General features: G+C 63.8%; 18 protein-coding genes. 7 read left to right on the top strand and 11 right to left on the bottom strand.

Going from position 1 to position 22,096, the window contains the following annotated elements; all coding sequences use genetic code 11:
- Positions 1-68: 68 nt before the first annotated feature.
- From alaS to larB, 9 genes are all read right to left on the bottom strand, one after another.
- The gene (gene alaS / locus GEOBRER4_RS18005) at positions 69-2,696 is read right to left on the bottom strand and encodes an alanine--tRNA ligase (protein ID WP_185243423.1); all 2,628 of its coding nucleotides are present in this window, start codon (positions 2,694-2,696) and stop codon (positions 69-71) included.
- A gap of 170 nt (positions 2,697-2,866) precedes the next feature.
- On the bottom strand, positions 2,867-3,337 hold the full coding sequence (locus GEOBRER4_RS18000) for a regulatory protein RecX (protein WP_185243422.1): 471 nt from the start codon (positions 3,335-3,337) through the stop codon (positions 2,867-2,869).
- Complete coding sequence (locus GEOBRER4_RS17995) at positions 3,338-4,492, bottom strand: type IV pilus twitching motility protein PilT (protein WP_185243421.1); 1,155 nt, start codon at positions 4,490-4,492, stop codon at positions 3,338-3,340.
- Between the two features lie 3 nt (positions 4,493-4,495).
- On the bottom strand, positions 4,496-5,512 hold the full coding sequence (recA, locus tag GEOBRER4_RS17990) for a recombinase RecA (RefSeq protein ID WP_185243420.1): 1,017 nt from the start codon (positions 5,510-5,512) through the stop codon (positions 4,496-4,498).
- Positions 5,513-5,801: 289 nt separating this feature from the next.
- Positions 5,802-7,799 carry a sensor histidine kinase gene (locus GEOBRER4_RS17985; RefSeq protein ID WP_185243419.1) on the bottom strand — a complete coding sequence of 666 codons (1,998 nt, stop codon included), beginning with the start codon at positions 7,797-7,799 and terminating at the stop codon, positions 5,802-5,804.
- A gap of 115 nt (positions 7,800-7,914) precedes the next feature.
- A complete protein-coding gene (locus GEOBRER4_RS17980; RefSeq protein WP_185243418.1) occupies positions 7,915-9,159 on the bottom strand; it encodes a competence/damage-inducible protein A in 1,245 nt (414 codons plus the stop codon).
- Entirely contained in the window at positions 9,156-9,605 is a 450-nt protein-coding gene (locus GEOBRER4_RS17975; RefSeq protein WP_185243417.1) for a phosphatidylglycerophosphatase A family protein, read from the bottom strand. Before GEOBRER4_RS17975 ends, GEOBRER4_RS17980 begins: the two co-directional genes overlap by 4 nt.
- On the bottom strand, positions 9,602-10,759 hold the full coding sequence (larC, locus tag GEOBRER4_RS17970; RefSeq protein WP_185243416.1) for a nickel pincer cofactor biosynthesis protein LarC: 1,158 nt from the start codon (positions 10,757-10,759) through the stop codon (positions 9,602-9,604). The genes GEOBRER4_RS17975 and larC overlap by 4 nt, the downstream gene beginning before the upstream one ends.
- Positions 10,760-11,512 (bottom strand): nickel pincer cofactor biosynthesis protein LarB, encoded by a 753-nt coding sequence (gene larB / locus GEOBRER4_RS17965; protein ID WP_185243415.1) that lies wholly within the window; start codon positions 11,510-11,512, stop codon positions 10,760-10,762.
- 247 nt (positions 11,513-11,759) lie between these two features.
- Here larB and GEOBRER4_RS17960 point away from each other — a divergent pair, with 247 nt between their 5' ends.
- From GEOBRER4_RS17960 to GEOBRER4_RS17940, 5 genes are all read left to right on the top strand, one after another.
- Positions 11,760-12,509, top strand: a complete 750-nt coding sequence (locus tag GEOBRER4_RS17960; RefSeq protein ID WP_185243414.1) for an SDR family oxidoreductase — start codon at positions 11,760-11,762, stop codon at positions 12,507-12,509.
- Between the two features lie 133 nt (positions 12,510-12,642).
- Positions 12,643-13,554, top strand: a complete 912-nt coding sequence (locus GEOBRER4_RS17955; protein WP_185243413.1) for a metal ABC transporter solute-binding protein, Zn/Mn family — start codon at positions 12,643-12,645, stop codon at positions 13,552-13,554.
- A 19-nt stretch (positions 13,555-13,573) separates the two neighbouring features.
- Positions 13,574-14,080: a hypothetical protein gene (locus GEOBRER4_RS17950; RefSeq protein WP_185243412.1), complete on the top strand. Its 507-nt coding sequence runs from the start codon at positions 13,574-13,576 to the stop codon at positions 14,078-14,080.
- Positions 14,067-14,834, top strand: a complete 768-nt coding sequence (locus GEOBRER4_RS17945; RefSeq protein ID WP_185243411.1) for a metal ABC transporter ATP-binding protein — start codon at positions 14,067-14,069, stop codon at positions 14,832-14,834. The genes GEOBRER4_RS17950 and GEOBRER4_RS17945 overlap by 14 nt, the downstream gene beginning before the upstream one ends.
- The gene (locus GEOBRER4_RS17940; protein WP_185243410.1) at positions 14,831-16,156 is read left to right on the top strand and encodes a metal ABC transporter permease; all 1,326 of its coding nucleotides are present in this window, start codon (positions 14,831-14,833) and stop codon (positions 16,154-16,156) included. Before GEOBRER4_RS17945 ends, GEOBRER4_RS17940 begins: the two co-directional genes overlap by 4 nt.
- 50 nt (positions 16,157-16,206) lie before the next feature.
- Here the strand turns inward: GEOBRER4_RS17940 and GEOBRER4_RS17935 are convergent, their stop codons facing one another.
- Together GEOBRER4_RS17935 and GEOBRER4_RS17930 are read right to left on the bottom strand one after the other, a co-directional pair.
- Positions 16,207-16,902, bottom strand: a complete 696-nt coding sequence (locus tag GEOBRER4_RS17935; RefSeq protein ID WP_185243409.1) for a phosphatase PAP2 family protein — start codon at positions 16,900-16,902, stop codon at positions 16,207-16,209.
- On the bottom strand, positions 16,903-18,804 hold the full coding sequence (locus GEOBRER4_RS17930; RefSeq protein ID WP_185243408.1) for an LTA synthase family protein: 1,902 nt from the start codon (positions 18,802-18,804) through the stop codon (positions 16,903-16,905).
- Between the two features lie 228 nt (positions 18,805-19,032).
- On the opposite strand from GEOBRER4_RS17930, the gene GEOBRER4_RS17925 reads away from it, so the two are divergent.
- Positions 19,033-19,533, top strand: coding sequence for a hypothetical protein (locus GEOBRER4_RS17925; RefSeq protein ID WP_185243407.1), 501 nt, complete (start codon positions 19,033-19,035; stop codon positions 19,531-19,533).
- A gap of 188 nt (positions 19,534-19,721) precedes the next feature.
- Positions 19,722-22,094 (top strand): peptidase U32 family protein, encoded by a 2,373-nt coding sequence (locus tag GEOBRER4_RS17920; RefSeq protein ID WP_226377831.1) that lies wholly within the window; start codon positions 19,722-19,724, stop codon positions 22,092-22,094.
- Positions 22,095-22,096 lie beyond the last annotated feature (2 nt).

The following is a 22,096-nucleotide window of genomic DNA, read 5'->3' as shown; positions in this document are numbered from 1 at the left end:
GTCCCGGATGGTCTTGTTTTATAAATATTCCTCCCCCCGGAGGGGGGAGGTCAGGAGGGGGGATTTTTTTACCCGACTATCTGGTAAACCGCCTCGAGCGCCTCGGCCAGGTGCTCGGGCTTCGAGCCCCCCGCCTGCGCCAGCTCGGGCTTCCCGCCGCCGTTGCCGCCGACTATCGGTGCGATCGCCTTGATGATGTCCCCAGCCTTCCAGCGCGCCGAGAGGTCGGAGGTGACCGCCACCAGGATGTTGGCCTTCACCGCGTCGCTGGTTCCAAGGACGATGATTCCGGAGCCGATCCGCTGCTTCAGCGTGTCGGAGAGCTCCCGCAATCCCTTCGCGTCCCCGTCCACCTTCACCGAGAGGATCTTGACGCCGTTTTGCTCGCGCACCTGCTGGATCAGGTCGGCCGACTTGGAGGCGTTCAGGCGCGCCTGCAAGGTTTCCAGCTCCTTTTGCAGCTCGCGCTGGCCGGCCACCAGTTTCTCGACCTTGTCGAGGACTGTCCCCCCTTCGGCCTTCAAGAGGGTGGCGATCCCGCGCTGCTCGTCCTCCATCCCGTGCACCACGGCGAGAGCGCCGCTGCCGGTCTGTGCCTCGATCCTCCTGACCCCGGCGGCGATGCCCGCCTCGGAGATGATCTTGAAGAAGCCGATTTCGCCGGCGCCGTGTACGTGGGTGCCTCCGCAGAGCTCACTTGAGACCTCTCCCACCTTGACCACGCGGACCACGTCGCCGTACTTCTCGCCGAAGAGCGCGGTGGCTCCCGCGGCAAGCGCGTCCGCCGCCGGCATCTCGCGGGCCTCGACCGGGGAGTTCCCCATGATGTGGCCGTTCACCAGGATCTCGACCCTGCGGATCTCCTCGGCGGTCATCGGGGTGAAGTGGGTGAAGTCGAAGCGGAGCCTGTCCGGGGTCACCAGGGAGCCAGCCTGCTTCACGTGATCGCCCAGTACCTCCCTGAGCGCCGCCTGCAGCAGGTGGGTCGCCGTGTGGTTACGGGCCGTCGCGGCGCGGTTGGCGACCGAGATCTTCAGGTCCACCGCGTCGCCGGTCCTGATGGCGCCGGATACCACCTTGCCGCGGTGCACGATCAGGTCGGTGAAGGGGCGGGTGGAGCCGGTCACCTCGACGTGGCCGGAGCCGGTGGAGATGGTGCCGGTGTCGCCTGCCTGTCCGCCCGACTCGCCGTAGAAAGGGGTCGCCGCGGTGACGATCTCGACCTCGTCGCCGGTGTTGGCCTCTTCGACCAGGACGCCCCCTTTGACGATGGCGCTGATGGTGGAGAAGGCGGTCTGCTCGCTGTAGCCCAAAAAGTCGGTGCTGACGCCGGTGCCGTGCAGTTCCTTGTAGATGTCGGCCAGCCCCGTTTCGCCCGACCCCTTCCAGTTCTCCCTCGCTTTCACGCGCTGCTTCTCCATGCAGAGGGCGAAGCCGTCCTCGTCGAGGGTGAACCCTTCGGACTCGACGATGTCGGCGGTGAGATCGACCGGGAAGCCGAAGGTGTCGTAGAGCTTGAAGATGACCTCGCCGGAGATGACCTTCTCACCCTTTGCCTTCAGCGCCGCGGTTTCTTCGTTCAGGATGGCGAGACCGCGGTCGAGCGTCTCGATGAAGCGCTCCTCCTCGGCGAGGATCACCTTCTTCACGTACTGCTCGCGCTCCAGAAGCTCCGGGTAGGCGTCGCCCATCATCATGTTGACCGCGTCGACCACGCGGTAAAGAACCGGCTCGGCGATCCCCAGCATCTTCGCGTGACGGGCGGCGCGGCGCATGATGCGCCGAAGCACGTAGCCGCGCCCTTCGTTACTGGGGAGGACGCCGTCGCAGATCAGGAAGGTGACGGCGCGGGCGTGGTCGGCGATGACGCGCATGGAGACGTCGTCCTTCTCGTCGTCGCGGTACTTCTTCCCGGAGACCTTCTCGATGTGGCGGATGATCCCCTGCAGGAGATCCGTGTCGTAGTTGGAGGTTACCCCCTGCATTACGGCGGAGATGCGCTCAAGGCCCATGCCGGTGTCGACGGAGGGTTTGGGGAGCGGGGTTAGGACCCCGTCCTTGCTCCGGTTGAACTGCATGAAGACGTTGTTCCAGATCTCCATGTAGCGGTCGCAGTCGCACCCTACGGCGCAGTCGGGACTGCCGCAGCCGGTTCCCGGGCCGTTGTCCCAGAAGATCTCGGTGCAGGGGCCGCAGGGGCCGGTGTCGCCCATGGACCAGAAGTTGTCCTTCTCGCCGAAGCGGTAGATGCGCTCGCGCGGCACCCCTTCCTGGTTGTGCCAGATGTCGGCCGCCTCGTCGTCGTCGGTGTAGACGGTGACGTAGAGGCGGTCCTTGGAGAGGCCGAGCTCTTTCGTCAGGAATGCCCAGGCAAAGGCGATCGCTTCTTTCTTGAAGTAGTCGCCGAAGGAGAAGTTACCGAGCATCTCGAAGAAGGTGTGATGCCTGGCGGTGCGCCCCACGTTCTCGAGGTCGTTGTGCTTGCCGCCTGCGCGCACGCATTTCTGCGAGGAGACCGCCCTCAGGTAATCCCTTTTCTCCATGCCGAGGAAGACGTCCTTGAACTGGTTCATGCCGGCGTTGGTGAAAAGAAGGGTAGGGTCGTTGCGCGGGATGAGGTTCGAGCTCTCCACCAGGGCGTGCCCGTTTCTCTGAAAATAGTTGAAGAACTGCGCCCGGATCTCTTTGCCTGTCATAAAAAAACCTCAAAAAAATGAAATGAAGATCAATCTGAAACTAAAATCTGGTAACAGGGATTGAGGGGATACAGGGGATAAAATCAAAAAGATTGTAGTCACCTCTTTGTCATTTCGTCGTGCGTATTATCCCCTTCATCCCTTTTATCCCTGTTAAACGCCTTTCGCCTTCAATCGTCGCAGCAGCCGTGCGCGTTGAGTTGCCTGAAGATAGCTCCGAGCGAAAACCCCTTCCGCTGCAGGTAGCCGATTACCTTGCGCTTTTCCTTGTCCGTCGCGCTCTTCGCATCGAAGGAGCCGTAGCGGCGCTCCATCACCTGGGCCAGCAACTCGGACTCGCCGTACTCGAGCGCCAGCTCCCCCAGCACCTCGTCCACGATTGCCGTAGCGACCCCGCGCCGGGAAAGCTCCATCTTCAGCCTCACCCCGTACCCCTTGCCGTTTCTAAGCAGCGACGCGGCATAGCTGCGGGCGAAACGGAGGTCGTCCAGGTACCCGAGCTCCTTCAGGCGGACGACGCTCGCCTCGACCTCTTCTTCCTGGTAACCCCTTCTCTCCAGCTTCCGGCGCAGTTCCGCTTCGGCGTGGTCGCGCAGGGTCAGGATCCTCAGGGAGCAGTCGAAGGCGCTTCCCCGCTGCACCTAGTACTTCTCGATGGTCATCTCGCCGCCTTCTGCGGGGGGCTCTTCTTCGCTGGTGAACTCGTCCCAGTTGGAATCGGAGGTGGAAGAGATGCCGGAGACCTTGAGGGCGAAGTCGTCGGGGTTGCTCGACTGCCTGAGCGCCTCCTCGTAGGTGATCAGGTTATTGGTCAAAAGCTGCATCAGCGACTGGTCGAAGGTCTGCATCCCGTAGCTCGTGAACCCCTGCGCGATGGCGTCGGGGATCTGCTTGGTCTTCTCCTTGTCGTCGATGCAGTCCCTGATGCGCGCGGTGCCGATCATGACCTCGACCGCCGGGACGCGCCCCTTGCCGTCGGCACGCGGCACGAGCCTCTGGGAGATGACCCCCTTGATGATCCCGGAGAGCTGCATCCTCACCTGCCTCTGGTGGTAGGGGGGGAAAACCGAGATGACGCGGTTGATGGTTTCGGCTGCGTCGAGGGTGTGCAGGGTGGAGAGGACGAGGTGGCCTGTCTCGGCGGCGGTGAGCGCGGTCTCGATGGTCTCGTAGTCGCGCATCTCGCCCACGAGGATCACGTCCGGGTCCTGCCTGAGCGCCGAGGTGAGCGCCTTGCCGAAGGTCAGGGTGTCGAAGCCGACCTCGCGCTGGCTGATCAGGCTCTTCTTGTCCTTGTGCAGGTACTCGACCGGGTCCTCGATGGTGATGATGTTGCAGGTCCGGTGCTCGTTGATGTAGTCGATGATGGAGGCGAGCGTGGTCGACTTGCCGCTACCCGTGGTCCCGGTGACGAGGATCAGGCCGCGCTGCTCCAGGGCGAGCTTTTTCAAGACCGGCGGCAGGTTAAGAGTCTCCAGCGTCGGGATGGCGATGGGGATGGCGCGCAGGACGAGCGCGACGGTGCCGCGCTGGGCGAAGACGTTGACGCGGAAGCGCCCGAGACCCGGGACCCCGTGAGAGAGGTCGACCTCGTAGTTCTCCTCGAAGATCCGCTTCTGGCGCTCGTTCATGATGGAGAACGCCATGTTTCTGACCGCCTCCGACGAGAGCCGGTCGGCGTTGGGGATGGCGCGCAAGGCGCCGTCGATCCTGACGATGGGGGGAAGCCCCGCCTTCAGGTGGATGTCCGACCCCTTCGCCTTCATGGCTATGCCGAGGATCTCGTTGAGTTCCATGGTCTAGGCTGCGCCGGTAGTTGCGGCGTCTTGTTGGGGGCTTACCAGCTTTTCCCTGATTTCCGCGGTGATCTCCGGGTGCTCCTTCAGGAACAGGCGGGAGTTCTCGCGCCCCTGGCCGATGCGTTCCTTGCCGTAGGAGAACCAGGCGCCGCTTTTCTCCACTACGTTGCGCTCCACGGCGAGGTCCAGGATGTCCCCTTCCTTGGAGATCCCTTCGCCGTAGAGGATGTCGAACTCGACTTCCTTGAAGGGGGGGGCGACCTTGTTCTTCACCACCTTGACGCGGGTGCGGGAGCCGATCATGTCGTTGCCCTGCTTGAGCGCCGCGATCTTCCTGATGTCCATGCGGACCGAGGCGTAGAACTTGAGCGCGTTGCCGCCGGTGGTGGTCTCGGGGTTGCCGAACATGACGCCGATCTTCATCCTGATCTGGTTGATGAAGATGACGCAGCAGTTGGACTTGGAGATGATGCCGGTCAGCTTCCTGAGCGCCTGGGACATGAGGCGCGCCTGCAGCCCCATGTGCGAGTCACCCATGTCCCCTTCGATCTCCGCCTTGGGGACCAGGGCGGCCACGGAGTCGACGACGAGTACGTCGATGGCGCCGCTTCTTACCAGGGTCTCTGCGATTTCCAGCGCCTGCTCGCCGGTGTCCGGCTGGGAGACCAGGAGGTCGTCGGTCTTGACGCCGAGCTTCCTGGCGTAGCCGATGTCGAGGGCGTGCTCGGCGTCGACGAAGGCGGCGATCCCGCCGAGCTTCTGCGCCTCGGAGATGACGTGCAGGGCGAGCGTGGTCTTGCCGGAGGATTCCGGTCCGAAGATCTCGATCACGCGGCCGCGCGGCACCCCTCCGACGCCCAGGGCCAGGTCGAGCGAGAGCGAACCGGTCGGGATCGAGGCGATGTCGGGGAGCGCCTCTTCGTTGCCGAGCCTCATGATGGCCCCTTTGCCGAACTGTTTTTCAATCTGGCTCATCGCCAGGTCCAGGGCCTTTTCCGCTTTATCCTTGTCGAGCATCGTTCTATATCTCCTGTAGCCTGCAAAAAAGCAGGTCGTTGTCCGGTAAAAAATCCCATCACCAATAGCACAACCAGCGGAGGGTTTTCAACGGCTAAAAGCTTATAAACCGTTCAACGTTCAAGGTTCAACGTTGGAAAAACTGTTCAAGGTCAGAAAACGCGTCGAACGTTCAAGGTTCGACCGCGGCTGTCGTCAGATCATCCGTGCCGCTGCGGCCCCATTTCGGGATGGTTGCTCGCCTTTAACGTCGAACGTTGAACCTTGAACGGCCTTTCAGCCGTTTGGTTTAGAACAGCGCCGGCTGGATTGCCTCCTGCTCCAGGGGAAGTACCAGGAAGAAGGAGCTCCCCCCCGAACTCTCCACCCACACCATCCCTCCGTGGGCCTCCACCATCCCCTTCACCATGGCAAGCCCGAGCCCCGCTCCTCTTCCCTCCTCGCGGCTCATGCCGCTTGAGTGGTGCTTGATCTCCCCCACCTCGTAGAAGATCCCGAAGATCCCCTGCTGCTCCTCGATCGGGATGCCGATGCCGCTGTCGCGCACCTCCACCTCGAGGTAGCAGCGCTCGCCGCAGCGCCTGAGGAACTCAGGGTTGAAGCGCTCCAGGGTATCCTTGCGCTCCAGAAGCGCCGGCCGGTCCACCACCCGCCCGGTGACCAGGATCTCCCCGTTTTCCGGACTGAACCTGATGGCGTTTTGCAAAAGCTCGCCGAATACGCGCTCCAGGTAGTTGCGGTCCGCGTCGAAGTAGGGGAGCTCTTCCAGCCCCGCCAGGGTGACGCACTGCCCGCGCTCGGAAAGTTGCGGCTGCAGTTGGGCTGACAGCTCGTCCAGGAAATGCCGCAGGTGCACCGCCGAGGTCTCCAGCGCCCCCCGGCGCGCCTCTACCTTGATCAGCTTCAAAAGGTCCGCCACCAGTCCCTTGAGCCTAAGCCCTCCGTCGCGCACGAGCTCCAGCACCGGTCGCGCCTCCTCCTCGCCCTGCCAGCCGTTTTGCAAAAGGTGTTCGACGCCGGAGATGATGCTGGTAAGCGGGGTGTTGAACTCGTGGGAGACCATCCCCAGGAACTGGTTCTTCATCCGGTCCAGCCGGTTCTGTTCCAGGTTTGCCTGTTCCACCAGGGCGAGGTTCTGCTTGAGCCGGATCTCGGAAATGGAGAGGTTGTGGCTGCTCTTCTCCAGAAGGCGGTGCGAGCGGAGCAGTTCCCCGCTTTTCCAGTTCAGCTCGGCGAAGAGCCTCCCCTTCTCGATGATGGTGCCCATCTGCTTGCCGACGCTTTCCAGGAAGCGGAGCTCTTCGGCGCTGTAGCGGCAGGGCTCCCGGTGCAGGAGGTGCATCACGCCGACCAGGTGGTCGTGGGCGCTGATCGGGACCGAGGTGACGCATTGCCACCCTTCGGCTGCCGCCCCCAGCTCCTTCATCTGCTGCGCCTTCACCCTTTTCACCTTCAGGAAGCGCTCCGGGTCCAGGATGAGGCTTTGCGTGATGCGCTGCTCCAGTTCGGCAGAGACATGGCTGCAGGCGCAAAGCCTTGCGGCTCCCTGGTCGGAGCGGTACAGGTGCATCGTGCCCCCCCCCGCATCGAAAAGCTCCATGATCTCCACCAGGGTTCTTTGCTGCTCCTGCTCCAAGTCCGAGGAATGGTTCATGCCGGTGAGGATGTCGTTCAGGATGGAGAGTTCGCGGTTTCTCTGCCAGATCTCTTTTTCGGTGCGCCTTTTCTTGGTGATGTCGCGCAAAAGGCAGTGGGCCACCTGCTCGTCACCCAGGTCGATGAGCCTCGCGTTGATCTCGGCCAGGAAGAAGGAGCCGTTTTTCTTCCTGATCCGCACCGCGTCCAACTCGCCGCGCCCGTTGCGCCGCACCTGGTACAGGAAGCTGCGGAACCGCTCTTGCTCGTCGGGGTGCAGCAGGTCGCGCGCCTGGATCGAGTCGAGCTCCTCCCTGCTGAAGCCCAAAAGCTCCCGCCCCACCCGGTTTTCCTCCCGCAAGAGGCCGGTGTCGGCGCTGAAGATGAAGATGGCGTTTCCCGCCCCTTCCAGAAGGCACTTGTAGCGGCGTGCGCTTTTTACCGCCTCCTGCCGCATCTCCTCGAGTTCGCGCTGCAGCCCTTCCCGCACCCGCTCCTGCCGCTTCCAGACCCGCGCGGCGAGGAAAAGGAACACGGCGGCAACGGTGACCGAAACCCCGAGGTGCAGCCATTCCGGCACCGGGGTGCGACGCTCGACGAAGAGCAGCGTCAGTTCGCAGATGGCTATGAGCAGAAACGGCGCGAAGTGCAAGGTGATTCCCCTGTACCGGCAACTTCTTACCTGATTAGGCATGATCTTCAGCCACAGGCCCAGAGGAGAGGGGACTGGCGGAAGATTGTCGCTAATCAGGACCTGTTATGACCGGTTAACCCCGGCCTGGTGTCGTCTCCCGCGCGAGGAGGTAGCGGCGCAGCCAATCGAGCGCGGTAAAACAGGTGATGGAACGGACTCGGGCGCGATCGCCCTGGAAGTTGAAGCGCTCTACCCGGCAGGAGCCTTGGTCGGCAAGCGCCAGGTAGACGGTGCCGACCGGCTTGTCGGGGCTCCCGCCGTCCGGGCCGGCGATGCCGGTCACCGATAAGGCCAGGTCGGTTCCCGCCGCCTCCCTCGCCCCGACCGCCATGGCGCGGGCGACCTCGGCGCTGACGGCGCCATGCTCAGCTATCAGCGCTGCGGGGACCTTCAGCATTCGGCTCTTCGCCTCGTTGCTGTAGGTGACGTTTCCCTCGAGAAAATAGGCGGAGCTTCCCGCCATGGCGGTGATGCGGGCGGCGATCATGCCTCCGGTGCAGGACTCGGCGAGCGAAAGGGTGAGGCCGCTTTCCCTGAGCAAGAGCGCCAGCCGGTCGTCCATACCCTCCCGGTCCTCGGCGATGAGGTAGGATGAGAGCCGCCGCCGCAATTCGCCTGCCGCCTGCTGCAAAAAGGAGGCGTCGGATTCCTTGGCGCGCAGGATCAGGTGGATCTCCGGGAACTTGACGCAGTAGGCGAGCTGCACCGGGGACTCCGGGGGGATCGCCCCCTCCAGAAGTTCCGCGATGGCGGCCTCGGCGATCCCGAAAAGCTTCAGGGTCACCCGCTGCCATCCTGCCGGCAACCTCTCCCGCAGTTTCGGGAGCACCGTGTCCTCCAGCATACGCTCCATCTCGTAGGGGACGCCGGGCATGAAGAAGCAGTCTGCGCGGCCTACGCGGACCACGAAGCCGCAGGCGGTCCCCAGAGGGTTCGGGATCAGCGCGCACCCTTTGGGTAAAAGCGCCTGCCTGCGGTTGGACGGGTGCAGCCCCCCGCTGATCCTTTGCGCGAAAAGATCCAGGTGGAGAAGCGCCTCCGGCGACAACTCCAGTTCCGTCCCTGCGGCCCTGGCCGCGGCCTCGGCGGTGAGGTCGTCCGGTGTGGGGCCTAAGCCCCCGGTGACGATGACCGCGTCGCTGCGCTCCCCGAGCTCTTTGAGGGCGGCCTCGATCTCCTGCGCGTCGTCGGGGACCGTCAGGTGTCGCGCCACCCGCCCCCCCGCCTGGAAGAGCCGGTCCGCGATGTGGCTCGCGTTGGTGTCCACCACCTCGCCGGAAAGAAGCTCGTCCCCTATGGAAAGAACCGCCACCCTCATAGGAACCTCAGGGCCAGGTGCGTCGCGGCGCAGGCGTAGAGCCCCGCCATGACGTCGTCGAGCACCACGCCGTAGCCGTTTTTCAGCGACCGGTCGAACCAGCGCGCCGGCTGCGGCTTCAGGATGTCGAAGAAGCGGAAAGCCAGAAAGCCGATCAAGACCCCCTGCCAGGTGGCGGGGACGGCGGTCATGGTGACCAGGTAGCCGGCCACCTCGTCGATGACTATCTTGCCGGAGTCGTGCTCGCCCCAGAGTTCCTCGCCGAACCCCGCGCTCCAGCAGGCGAAGAGGGTGAAGGCGATGACGGTCAAGAGGTAGAGTGCAAGCGGCATGCGCGACAGCAGGAGGAAGAAGGGGATCGCCCCGAGCGTACCCACGGTCCCCGAGGCGAACGGGGAAAAGCCGGTGCCGAACCAGGTGGCGGAGATGATGACGAAACGCTTCATGCCTTGCCGCACTCCCTTTCTACCGTGCGGTAGACCTCGATCAGCGGGATCCCTTTATCCAGCGCGATCTTGCGGCACGAGTCGTATTCCGGCGTCACGCGCCCGGTTTCCAGCACCTTCACGGCGACCTCGCCGAGCGTCGTGGAGCGCGTCTCCAGCCGGCGCGCAGAGGTTACGCGGCTGGCTGGGTAGTAGCGCAGGCCGATGGCGGTCGACTCCGACAGGACGATCGCCGAGAGTTTTTTCAGGTCGTCTGGGTCCGCTATCACGGTCAGGCGGGTGGCGGGGCGGTTCTTCTTCATCTGCAGGGGGGAAAAGGCGACGTCGAGCGCCCCCGCCTCCAGGAGCTTCTCCATGAGAAAGCCGAAGATCTCGGGGTTCATGTCGTCGATGTGGGTCTCTAGGACCAGCACCTCCTGGCAACCCTTTTCCCCTTGCTTCTCGCCCAGTATCACCCGTAGCAGGTTGGGGAGCTCTGGGAAGTCCTTTTCACCCGCGCCGTAGCCGGTGGCAAGCGGCGTCAGGGCCGGCGGGGGTCCGAACCCCTCGGCTAGCGCCGCGACGATTGCCGCGCCGGTCGGGGTGACCCGCTCCCCCTCGCCGATGTCGGCGGTAAGGGGTATCCCCTCCATCAGCTTCGCCGTCGCGGGTGCCGGGACCGGGAGCCTGCCGTGCGCCGTCTGCACGAAGCCCCTGCCGTAGGGAAGCCCGGAGGCGTAGATCGCTTCAACCCCCAGGTAGTCGAGCCCGATCGCGGTCCCCACGATGTCGACGATGGAATCCACCGCCCCCACCTCGTGGAAGTGTACCCGCTCCAGGGGGACGCCGTGCACGGCGGCCTCGGCCTGGGCGAGCCTTCTGAAGATCCGCTGCGCGAGTTCCTTCACCCTGGGGGCTAAGGCGGACTCGTCGATCATCTTCGCGATGCCGCTGTAGTGCCGGTGCGGCTGGTCCGCCTCGGTGAGCGTCACCTTGAACGAGGTCCCTGTCACGCCGTGCCGCTCCACCTTCAAGCTTTCCAGCGTGTAGCCGGAAAGGGGAAGCCCCGCCAGTTCCTTTCGCAAAACCTCTAGCGGGAGACCCAGTTCGATCAGCGCCGCGACGGTCATGTCGCCGGCGATTCCCGCAAAACAGTCAAAATAAGCCACTTTCATTCAATGCACCCTGTTCATCAGGCTTGCGGCGTAGGCCGCTCCGAAGCCGTTGTCTATGTTGACCACGGTGACCCCCGCAGCGCAGGAGTTGAGCATCCCCAAAAGCGCCGCGACGCCGCCGAAGGAGGCGCCATACCCTATGGAAGTCGGGACCGCTATCACCGGCTTGTCCACGAGCCCCCCGACCACCGAGGGGAGCGCTCCTTCCATGCCGGCGACGACGACGATCACCGCAGCCTCGGCGAGAGCGCCCCGCCGGGCCAAAAGCCGGTGCAGACCCGCCACCCCCACGTCGTATATATGCTCCACCTCGTTTCCCATCAGGCGCGCGGTGAGGACCGCCTCCGCCGCCACCGGGATGTCCGAGGTCCCGGCGCTGACCACGAGGATCTTCCCCTTGCCGCGGATCTCCACCGGGTGCTGCTCGATGGTCAGCGCCCGTGCGTCTGGGTGGTAGACCGCCTGCGGGACGCTCTCCTTGAGCCTCGCCCCTTTGGCGGCGCTGACGCGGGTGGCGAGCACGTTCCCCCCCTTTTCGAGGAGTGCCGTGATGATGGTGCGCATCTGGGCCAGGTTTTTCCCTTGGCCGAAGATGACCTCGGGGAACCCCTGGCGCAGCGAGCGGTGGTGGTCCACCGTCGCGCACCCGACGTCCTCGAAGGGGAGGTGCTTCAGTCTTTCCAGGGCGGTCTGGACGTCGAGAGATCCCTCGCCCACCTCCTGGAGTATCTTTTCTATCAGCTTGCTTTGCATGAACCGGATCCTGCCTCCGTATTTTGAAAGATACAAAGGCTAGCACAAATAAAGCGTTTCGCTGCAATAAAAAAAGCTTTTTGCTTAACTTTATGTCATGGAGAGGCGGGCTCTTTGAAGGGGGGTGTCGACCCGGCGCCGGCTAGATTGCAGCACCTGTTGCGCGTTGCCTTACCCGTCCCGGTGTTGTACCTTTTTTGCTGCCGGTGTGACAGATGGCCAAGCGATGCTGACAGACGGGGGAGAGATGACACAGAAGCAAAGAGAGAAGGTGGCGCTCGTGACAGGAGCGGCAAGGGGAATCGGCAACTGCATCGCGCAGGCGGCGCTCGCCGCGGGGTATGCCGTGGTGCTGGCAGACGTCGACCGGGAGGCGCTTGCCCAAACCTTTGCCCGGCTTGCCGCACCCGAGCGCCTTTTGTGCTGTCCGGCCGACGTGGCGGACGAGGGTGAAGTAAAGGATATGGTGGCTGTGGCGCTGCAGCGTTTTGGCAGGCTCGACCTGCTGGTCAACAACGCGGCGCGCGCCAGGGCGCACGCCGGGCCCCTGGAGGAGCTGAGCCTGGAAGAGTGGAACCGGGTCATCGGCGCCAACCTGACCGGCGTCTTTCTCTGCTGCAAGCACGCCGCGGCGGCTCTCAAGGAGAGCGGGGGGAGTATCGTCAACATCGCCTCCACCCGCGCGCTGCAGTCGGAGCCGGAGACCGAGCCCTACTCCGCCAGCAAGGGGGGAGTGGTGGCCTTGACCCACGCGCTCGCCATGAGCCTTGGGCCCAAGGTGCGGGTGAACTGCGTCAGCCCCGGTTGGATCAACACCGGCGACGAAAGCGACCTCCGCCCCGAGGATCACCTGCAGCACCCGGCGGGGCGGGTGGGGCGCCCGGAGGACGTGGCGGAGCTGGTGCTCTATCTCGCCTCGGAAAAGGCCGGCTTCATCACCGGCCAGAACTTCGTGGTCGACGGCGGCATGACCCGTAAGATGATCTACCTGGAATAACGGCGCCTAAACTCTCCATTCTCCCTCTCCCCCTGGGAGAGGGTCGGAGTGAGGGTGCAGTTTGACAATTAATGAAGAGATGTTTCAATGGGGTATGTTTTTTCTGCCGGACCGCCTTGACAGGAGGTTTCACTTGCTGCGCCTTATCATCCTGTTCCTCATGATCCTCCTTACCCTTCCTGTAGCCGCCTTCGGCGCGGGGAAGCCGGTCGTGGTCGCCTCCACCACCCAGATCGCCGACTTCGCGCGCGAGATCGCAGGGGACCGCCTGGTGGTCCGCAGCATATTGGCCCCCGGCGCCGACCCGCACACCTACCAGCCCACGCCGAACGACGTGCAGGTGGTATTGAGCGCAAGCCTCTGCCTGGAAAACGGCCTGCACCTGGAGGGGAAGAACTGGATGGGGGCGCTGGCCCACGATGCGGGGAAGGAGCTGGTCACCGCGTCGCGGGGTGTGGCCCCGCTGCAGTTGGGGAAGGAAGGTCAGGTGGTCCCCGACCCGCACGCCTGGTTCTCGGTGCAAAATGCCGCCATATACGTCAACAACATCGTCGAGGCAATGGGGCGGCTCGACCCCGCGCATGTCGCGGAATACCAGGCGAGGGGCGCTCTTTACCTGCAGCAGTTGAGGGTTTTGGACGCCTGGATCAGGGACCAGGCCGGGCGCATCCCCCCTTCGCGGCGCATCCTGGTCACCACCCATGACGCCTTCAACTATTTCTGCCGGGACTACCGTTTCAACCCCAACAACCGTTACCAGAGCATTGCGCCGGTAGGGTGGTCCACCGGGGCCGAGGTGGGGGGAGGGATGACCCCCAAGCGGCACCAGCAGGTCGTCGACTCCATCCGCCGCTCCGGCGCCCGCGCCATCTTCGTCGAAACCACCATCAACCCGAAGCAGATCCGCGAGATCGCCCAGGAGACCGGCGTCGCCATAGGCGGCGAGCTCTACTCCGATTCCATGGGTAAGGCGGGCTCGGCGGGTGAGAGCTATATAGGCATGATGCGGGAGAACGTCCTCCTGATCGTCCAGGCGCTCAAGTAGAGGGGGATAAGGGAAAAACATGAGGTTCTTACTGGTGGCGACAATCTGGCTGGTGCTGATCGGGGGGCTTTCCCTTTACAGCTACCAGCGCGACCGGCACAGGCCGTCCCCGGCGGTCCCGGAGAAACTGACCGAGGCGCCGGCCCAGGCCTACACGCTGGAGCTCACCCCGAGCTTCCCCACGGCGGCCGACCCCTTCGCCCTCAAGGGGGGGGCGAACCAGGCTGCGACGCTCCTGGTGCGCGTCGCGGACCGGGAGATCTACCGAAGCGACCGCTCGCTCCCCGCCGGGGTCACCAAATCGCTTACGCCGGTGCCGGGGCTGGTCCTTGGGCATAACGAGATCTACGTCAGGGCGGTCCCGCCGCAGGGGGAGACGCGGGACCATGCGCTACGGGTGAGGATTCTTCAGGGGGGCCGGGTGATCGCGGACCAGACCTTTTGGGGGGAGAAGGGGGCGGTGGTGGCTGGTACCGTCCCGTTCGAACTGACGGGTGCGGGGGAGGGGAGCCATGAACAACGGTAAGGGGACTCCCGCCATCGAGGTGCGCCACTTGACGGTTTCCTACGGCGCGCGCCCGGCGCTTCTCGACGTATCGGTCAAGATCGAGAAGGACCAGCTGGTTGGGGTCATCGGCCCCAACGGGTCGGGGAAATCCACCCTGATCAAGGCGATCCTCGGCTTCGAGAAACCGGACGTGGGGGAGGTGCTGATCGGCGGCGAGGATGTGCAGAAGGCGAAGGGGAAGGTGGCCTACGTCCCGCAGCGCGGCGCCGTGGACTGGGATTTCCCAATTACCGTGCGGGAGGTGGCGCTCATGGGGCGCTACCAGCACATCCCCTGGTACCGCTCGCCTTCCGCAGCCGATCGCGAGGCGGCTCTCGAGGCTCTCTCCATGGTGCGCATGTCAGATTTCGCGGAGCGCCAGATCGGGCAGCTCTCGGGGGGGCAGCAGCAGCGGGTGTTCCTGGCGCGGGCGCTGGCGCAGGGATCCGACATCCTCCTTTTAGACGAGCCTTTCGCCGGGGTGGACGCCGCCACCGAGCGGGCGATACTCGACGTTTTGGAGCGGGCGAAGGCTGCAGGAAAGACCCTGGTCGTGGTGCACCACGATCTTGCCACAGCGGCCGAGTACTTCGACAACCTGGTCCTCTTGAAGCAGCGGCTCTACGCCTTCGGGCCACCTGCCGCGGTGCTGCAGGAGGAGCTTTTGAGCCAGGTGTACGAGGGGCGCCTCAGGGTCTTTACCGACCTGATGGCCAAGGAGGGGGGACGATGAACTTCCTCATCCAGGCGCTTTGGGCTCCGCTCACCGAGACCTATTTCCAGAAGGCCCTCATCGGGGGGTGCGCGGTCGCGCTCGTTTCCGGTGCCGTCGGTTCGCTCGTGGTGCTAAGGCGCATGGCGTTTCTGGGGGACGCGCTTTCCCACGCCATGATCGCCGGGGTGGCGGGCGGCTACCTGGCCATGAAGCTTCTCTTCGGGGTCGAGGCTTACGCTCCCGCCATGCTGCTCGGCTCGCTCATCGCCGCCATCATCACCGTCGCCCTCATCGGGGTGGTATCCAAGGTCTCCCAGGTCAAGGAGGACACCGTCATCGGCATCATGTACACCGGCGTCTTCGCCCTGGGTGTCGTGGTGGTTTCCATCTTCAGGCAGTACATCCACATCGACCTGATGCACTTCATCATGGGTGACATCCTGGGGGTCGCCGACACCGACCTTTGGGCCAGTGCCATCGTCTCCGCCTCGGTCCTCACCATCCTGGTCCTCTTCTTCCGCCACTTCCAGCTGGCGAGCTTCGACCCGATCATGGCGGCCTCGACGGGGCTCCCGGTGCTGCTTTTGGACTACGCGCTGACCGGGTGCGTATCCATGGTGGTGGTGAGCGCGGTGAGCATGGTGGGGGTGATCCTGGTGGTGGGGCTTTTGATCACGCCGGCTGCGACCGCCTACCTTTTGAGCGACCGGCTGGACAAGATGATGGCGTTAGCCTCCCTGTTCGGCGTCACCAGCGTGATCGGCGGCTTGTATCTATGCGTATGGCTCGACTCGGCGGGTGGGGGGGCGGTGATGCTCTTTTGCACCCTGCAGTTCCTGGTTGTGCTGGTGCTGGCCCCGCGCTACGGCCTTTTGGCCCGCTGGCGCCGCCTGCGCAACATGATCCCGCAGCAGGTGGTGGAGGACGTGCTGATCACCATCCTGCGCCAGGAGGGGGAAACACCGCTCAAGGTGCTGCAGCAGTTCGTGCAGGTGCCGCAGCCGGGGAGTCTCTGGAAGGCGGTTAAACAGATGGAGGCGGAGGGGTTGATCGAGGCCCTGCCGCAGGGGTACCGGCTGACCGTGGTGGGGGAGAAGCAGGCGGCGAACGTTTTGCGCGCCCATCGCATTTGGGAGAGCTATTTGGCCTCCATCGGAACCCCGGAGGAGGCGCTGCATCCCACTGCGCACCGGCTGGAGCACATCCACGGCGCCGGGACCGTCGAATACCTGGACCAGAAGCTGGGCAAGCCCGAGGTCGATCCCCACGGCCAGAGGATCCCCCGGCGCGGCAACGGCGCAGGGAAAAAGGGTTCCGCAATCGACCATGAGGAGCAGTGAGGGGAGTAGCGGGGCGTGGGGGAGGGCTTTATCCTGCAGCGGCGCGGCTTTTACTCCCTCGCCAGCACCCGCCTCATCGGTAGGTAGACCAGGAGCGCCATCAGCCAGCAGATGATGGCGCTCCAGACGTTGTGCGACAGGAAGTGGGCGCCGCGCACCATCTGCACCCAGCCGTAGAAGCTCCCGAGTAGCACCCCTGCGGCGAGCCAGGCTTTCGCCAGGCGCCTTTTCCGGTCGCGCCAGGCGAAGTAGCCGGCGAAGAGTGAGAATCCCCCCGAGGCGTGCCCGGCCGGGAAGCAGTTGCCGGGGCCGCACGCCTGAGGCGGCGGCTCCGTGAGCCTCGTGTAGGGGGCGCTCCCGCCGTAACGGTTGATGTCCCACGGGCAGTTCCGGTGGGTCGCCTTCTTGAGCCCCGCCACCGCCACTGCCGTGAGACCTATCACCAGCGCCAGGTAGAAAAGGCACCAGCGGTTAGCCTTGAGCCGCCCGTAGAACCAGCTTGCCAGCCATCCGGCGAGCGCTCCCCCGCCGATACAGGCGATCAGGTCTCTTCCCCTTTGGTGTATCAGCCAGTCGGCCCACCATGCGTCCCTTAACGGCCACACCCCCCGTACGAAGTCGAAGTAGCGGTCCGCGAGTATCAGGTCCACGTCGGTCAGTTCGCACGCGGCCGCTGCAGCGGCGAAAACGGTCACGGGCAGGACCAGGTGCGTAAGCCAGAACCTGCGGTCCAGCTTCTCTTTCATCTAACGGAGCCGGTTCAGCCTGTGCTGGTACAGGTAGTCCCCGCCCTGGTAGTAGGCCAGCATGTCCCCCAGGAACTTGTCGCTTACCGGCTCCTTCTTAGCCTCTCCGGTTTTGCGGTCCACCTGGTACTGCGCCGCGTACTGCTGGGGACCCAGCACCAGCAGCTGGTCCTCGGTCAGGTAGCCGAGCTTCTGGTAAGTGGAGATGAAGGCGCGTGGCTCTTGCCCGGAATCCTTCAGGACGTCGCGCCCCAGGAAGTCGCTCTTATAGCTCATGTTCATCATCCCGAGCACGGTTGGGGCCACGTCGATCTGGCTCGTCATCTTCTCCACACGCCCGGGTTTCACGTGCGCCGGCGAGTAGACCAGCATCGGGATCTCGTACTTCTTGACCGGGATGTCCGTTTTCCCCGCGCTCCCGGCGCAGTGGTCGGCGACGATGACAAAGACCGTGTCCTTGAACCAGGGCTGGCTGCTCGCCTCGGCGATGAGCCTCCCGATGGCGTAGTCGGCGTACTTCACCCCCCCCTTCCTACCTGTCTTCGGTGCTATGTCGATGCGGCCGGTGGGGTAGGTGAAGGGACGGTGGTTCGAGGTGGTCATCACCATGGAGAAGAACGGCTTGCCTTTCGCGTACGACTTGCTCCCCTCCTTGATCACTTTCCGGAACAGGTCCTCGTCGCAGACTCCCCAGATGTTGGAGAAGGTCACCTCGTCCTTGGCGAAGTCGGCGCGGTCCACGATGGAGTAGCCGTTGCCGGAGAAGAAGGCGTTCATGTTGTCGAAGTAGCCGTGCCCGGCATAGATGTACTTCGATTCATACCCCTTGGCGTTCAATACCTCGCCCCAGGAGCGGAACCCTGAATTGTTGGGGCGCTTCACGATCGAGGTTCCGGGGAGGGGGGGGATGGAAAGGGTGAGCGCCTCCAGGCCCCGCACGGTACGGGTGCCGGTGGCGTAGAGGTTGGTAAAGAAAAGCGACTGGGACGCTAGCCGGTCCAGGTTGGGGGTCAAGTTGTCCTTGTTGCCGAAGCTCCCAAGGTACTCGGCGGAAAGGCTCTCCTCGACCACCACCACCAGGTTCAGGCGCTTTTCCGGCCCCTCGCCGCGGATCGCCCTGGTGAAACGTTCGGAGCTCGGGTTCACGAAGCTGTTGTTGCGCTCGGCGACCAGCGTCCTCAGCCGGCTGTTGACCTGGTCCTGCGGCTTGGTCCGGTAGAACCTGGTGAAGGAAAGCTCGTTGTTTATGAAGGCGGCAAAGAGGTTGTAGATGCCGTTACCCGCCAGCTCGTTGGCGAAGTTGTTGTAGGAGATGGAGGAGAGGGAGACGTGCACCAGGGAGTAGGAAAGGAGCGCGGGTACGATCAAAAGGGCCCCCACGCGGCGGTACGGCCCGGCGAAGGTCACCTGGATCCCACGATCCAGGTACTTCCTCAAAAGCCAGGCTCCGGAAAGGGCCGCGATGGCGATCCCCGAGAAGATGGGGGCAAGGGGATAGGACTCCTTGATGTTCCCGATCACCTCCTGGGTGTAGACAAGGTAGTCGACGGCGATGAAGTTGAAGCGGGTTCCGAACTCGTCGAAGAAGAGGTACTCGGAGCAGGCGTCGAAGACCAGCACCCCCAGGTACGTCGCGAAAAGCAGGCGCAAGAGCCAGACGTGTGCACGGTGGCCTGCCACTCGGCGCGGGACCAGGATCAGGTAGAGGGCGACCGGCAGCAGCGCGTAGGAAAGGGTCACCAGGTCGAAGAAGAGTCCCATGGCTGCCGTCTTCAAAAGGAGCGCGGCGCCAAGCCCCGCCCCCTTGGGGGTCATGGCGAGTAGCATCAGCCTGATTGCGGTGGAGACGGCTATAAAGGTGATCGAGACGAGGGTGATGAGACCCGGTCGGCGCTGCGGCATGTTTGGTAACCTCTGATGGGTATTGCCCGTGGGCGTTCAAAAACATACAGGAGCAAGCGTTGCCTGAAGATTGCACGAAGATTACATTTTTGTCATGTGAGAGTGCGGTCGATTAAAAGGGTTCTTACGCGACTCCAGGTTGGGAAGAGAGAAGGGGGAGTTGCCCGTTGTGGCGGGAAACACCGGTTACGGTATGATTAGCCGGTGTTTCCTTTGGAGGATCTCCCCATGCGCGTATTCGCCCTGCTCTTCCTGTTGCTGCTGCTCTTCCCTTTGTTCTCGCTGGCCGCCAGGGAAAGGGGCAAGCCCACCGCAGCAGGCGCAGCCCAAAGCAGCGCCGCGTCCACCCGCGAGGTTCTGGGAGATTTCGAGAAGATCCTCGACCTGTGGCGCGACGGCAGCTACGAGGAGCTTTACCGGCGCACCTCCGGCGGGAAAGAGAGCGAAGAGACGCTTGCACGGAAGCTCTCCGACGCCCCGCGCCGCCCCGCTTGCTGCTGGGAGAAAATGCAGGAGGCCGAAGTCTCACTGAAGGGGGAACGAAAGGCAGTCGTCCGTGCGCGCCTGGGCTTCGAGGGGAGCATCCCCGGCACCCAATTCCTCACCAAGTCTATCAAGCTGCAAAAGGAAGGGGATATCTGGACCATCAGTCAATCCGACCTTCTCTCACTCGCCGACTACTCGAAGAAGCGCAGGATGTACCGCTACGTCCCTGCCCAGCAGAAATAGCGAGAGAGTGCCCCGGTTGCTAGCCGGCCCTCTCGCCAACCTCCAACTCCAGCCCCCAGCCCCCAGCCCCCAGCCCCCAGCCCCTAGCCCCTAGCCCCTAGCCCCTAGCCCCTAGCCCCTAGCTTCTGGCTTCTCCCGACATCTTCCTTGACCCGCCACAACCCTTCCGGTACTCTAGGCGGATGTCAATGAACGAGAAAAAAATTACCGTTAATAAACCTGAACTTCTCTCTCCCGCGGGCTCCCTGGAGGCGTTTTTCGCCGCCATGGAGAAGGGGGCCGACGCGGTCTATGCCGGCCTGCGCGACTTCTCGGCGCGGGCTAAGGCCAAGAACTTCACCCTGGCGCAGATGGAGCGCATGACCGCCTACGCGCACAGCCTCGGGAAGAAGACCTACGTCACCCTGAACACGCTGGTGAAGGAAGCGGAACTCCCCCTGCTGATCGACAACCTGGCCGCCCTGGAAGCGATGCGTGTCGACGGGGTCATCCTGCAGGACATGGCGGTGGCGCGCCTTGCCCGCGAATTCTTCCCCGGCATCCCGCTGCACGCCTCCACCCAGATGACCATCCACAACTCTTTGGGGGTACGCCAGCTAGAGGAGTTGGGGTTCGAGCGGGTGGTGCTCGCCCGCGAGCTGCATATCGACGAGATCAAGTCCATCGTCGCTTCCAGCAAAGCCGAGATCGAGTGCTTCATCCACGGTGCGCTCTGCTTCTCCTTCTCCGGCCAGTGCTATTTCTCCTCCTTCCTCGGGGGGCACAGCGGCAACCGCGGCCGTTGCGCGCAGCCCTGCCGCCGCCAGTACAAGCACAAGGGAAAGGAAGGGTACTACCTCTCCACCAACGACTTCTCCAGTATCGAGATGATCCCCCAGTTGATCGAGGCGGGGGTCGCCTCGCTGAAGATCGAGGGTAGGATGAAATCCGCCGAGTACGTGGCGAGCGTCATCGGCGCCTACCGCATGGTGCTGGACGCGCCGCAGGGGTCCTACGAAGCCGCCGTCGCCGAGGCGAAGGCGCTCTTGAAGCTTTCCTTCGGCCGCGTGCCGACCAAGGGGTTCCTTGCCTCGCACAACCCTACCGACATCTCCACCCCCTCCATCAAGGGGGCGACCGGCCGCTACCTGGGCGACATCCGCGAGATGCGCGGCAACCGTATCAGCTTCGAGACCCGTGACCGCCTGCACGTGGGGGACCGTATCCGGGTCCAGCCCAAGACCGACATGGCCGGGCGCGCCTTCACCATCAAGGAGCTTTACCTGGGCGGCAAGAAGGTGATGAACGTGAAGGAGAACACCCTGGTCTCCACCCCGTCCCCCTTCCCGTTCAAGCTGGGGGACTCGGTCTTCAAGGTCTCGTCGGAAACCGCCTTTACCATGAGCGAGAACGCCTGCTTCAAAAGGCTTGAGGGTGCCAAGGGTGACAGCATCCCCTGCAGGCTCAAGCTGTCGCACCGGGATGAGTCACTGCATATAGATGCCGAGGTGCTGGGGCAGAACTTCGCCACCCAGTTCGAGCTGGGGACGCTGGAGCCCTCCCGCAGCAGCGACATGGAAGGCGTGCTCCGGGCGCAGTTCTCCAAATGCGGCGACACCCAGTTCACCCTCGCCTCACTTTCGGCGCCCGATTTTCCGGCGATCATGATCCCCCCTCCCAGGTTGAAGGAGATCCGGCGCAACTTCTACACCTGGCTTGCGGAGGCGTCGCTGGGTGCTTTGAAGCAAAGAAGCGCCCGCGGCAGGGAAGAGGCGCTTGCCTCCCTGGTCCGCCAGAAACCCGCGCCGTCCAGGGGGAAGGAGGAGCTTGCCGTCAAGATCGAGCAGGTACGCGACTGGCACGAACTGCACCGCGACCTGGTAGACACGGTCATCCTCCCGGTCTCCAAGGCGAACATGCACCAGTTCATGGGGTTCGCCAGGAAGCTCAAAGGTGGTGAGGACAAGGTGATCTGGCAGCTCCCCTTCATCATCTTCGAGGCGGAACTTCCCTTTTACCGCGACGCGGTGGAGACGATCATGCGGGGGGGCTTCAAGCGCTTCGAGCTCACCAACCTGTCCCAGTTCCAGCTCTTCAAGGGTGCCGATGCCGAGTTGAACACCGACTACCGGCTCTTTTCGCTGAACAGCCAGGCGCTTTTGTCCTGGCAGGAGCTGGGGGTGAAGCGTGCGACGCTATATATAGAGGATGACCGGGCCAACATGGGGCAGCTTCTGGCGAGCGACCTGAAGATAGAACGTGGAGTCCTGCTCTACGCGCCCGTGCCGGTGATCACCTCCAAGATAGCCATCAAGGAGATCAAAGGCGATGCGCCGCTTGCCTCCGACCGCGGCGATCTCTACTCGGTGAAGGTCAAGGACCACCTGACCGTGGTTACGGCCCAGACCCCGTTCGCGCTCACCCAGTACAGAAGCGAGCTGCGCCAGATGGGTTGCGGCAGCTTCCTCCTCGACCTGTCGCATTTGCAGCCGCAGGAGCGTGAAAGGGCGCTGGAGGCGTACCGCAAAGGGGTCGCGGTCCATGCCGCCTCCGAGTTCAACTACAGCGCCGGGCTGGTCTAGAG

The sequence above is a fragment of the Citrifermentans bremense genome, from assembly GCF_014218275.1.
Classification (GTDB): domain Bacteria; phylum Desulfobacterota; class Desulfuromonadia; order Geobacterales; family Geobacteraceae; genus Geomonas; species Geomonas pelophila.
The sequence above is the reverse complement of the archived record's forward strand: the minus strand, read 5'-3'. Positions and strand labels throughout refer to the sequence as shown.

Excerpts from the sequence above, each read along its gene's own strand:
- GEOBRER4_RS17920 (WP_226377831.1), top strand. The coding sequence starts at position 19,722 with ATGAACGAGAAAAAAATTACCGTTAATAAACCTGAACTTCTCTCTCCC.
- GEOBRER4_RS17925 (WP_185243407.1), top strand. The coding sequence starts at position 19,033 with ATGCGCGTATTCGCCCTGCTCTTCCTGTTGCTGCTGCTCTTCCCTTTG.
- GEOBRER4_RS17960 (WP_185243414.1), top strand. The coding sequence starts at position 11,760 with ATGACACAGAAGCAAAGAGAGAAGGTGGCGCTCGTGACAGGAGCGGCA.
- GEOBRER4_RS17935 (WP_185243409.1), bottom strand. The coding sequence starts at position 16,902 with ATGAAAGAGAAGCTGGACCGCAGGTTCTGGCTTACGCACCTGGTCCTG.
- GEOBRER4_RS17945 (WP_185243411.1), top strand. The coding sequence starts at position 14,067 with ATGAACAACGGTAAGGGGACTCCCGCCATCGAGGTGCGCCACTTGACG.
- GEOBRER4_RS17930 (WP_185243408.1), bottom strand. The coding sequence starts at position 18,804 with ATGCCGCAGCGCCGACCGGGTCTCATCACCCTCGTCTCGATCACCTTT.
- GEOBRER4_RS17980 (WP_185243418.1), bottom strand. The coding sequence starts at position 9,159 with ATGAGGGTGGCGGTTCTTTCCATAGGGGACGAGCTTCTTTCCGGCGAG.
- GEOBRER4_RS17995 (WP_185243421.1), bottom strand. The coding sequence starts at position 4,492 with ATGGAACTCAACGAGATCCTCGGCATAGCCATGAAGGCGAAGGGGTCG.
- GEOBRER4_RS17940 (WP_185243410.1), top strand. The coding sequence starts at position 14,831 with ATGAACTTCCTCATCCAGGCGCTTTGGGCTCCGCTCACCGAGACCTAT.
- recA (WP_185243420.1), bottom strand. The coding sequence starts at position 5,512 with ATGCTCGACAAGGATAAAGCGGAAAAGGCCCTGGACCTGGCGATGAGC.
- larB (WP_185243415.1), bottom strand. The coding sequence starts at position 11,512 with ATGCAAAGCAAGCTGATAGAAAAGATACTCCAGGAGGTGGGCGAGGGA.
- larC (WP_185243416.1), bottom strand. The coding sequence starts at position 10,759 with ATGAAAGTGGCTTATTTTGACTGTTTTGCGGGAATCGCCGGCGACATG.
- GEOBRER4_RS17975 (WP_185243417.1), bottom strand. The coding sequence starts at position 9,605 with ATGAAGCGTTTCGTCATCATCTCCGCCACCTGGTTCGGCACCGGCTTT.
- GEOBRER4_RS17950 (WP_185243412.1), top strand. The coding sequence starts at position 13,574 with ATGAGGTTCTTACTGGTGGCGACAATCTGGCTGGTGCTGATCGGGGGG.
- alaS (WP_185243423.1), bottom strand. The coding sequence starts at position 2,696 with ATGACAGGCAAAGAGATCCGGGCGCAGTTCTTCAACTATTTTCAGAGA.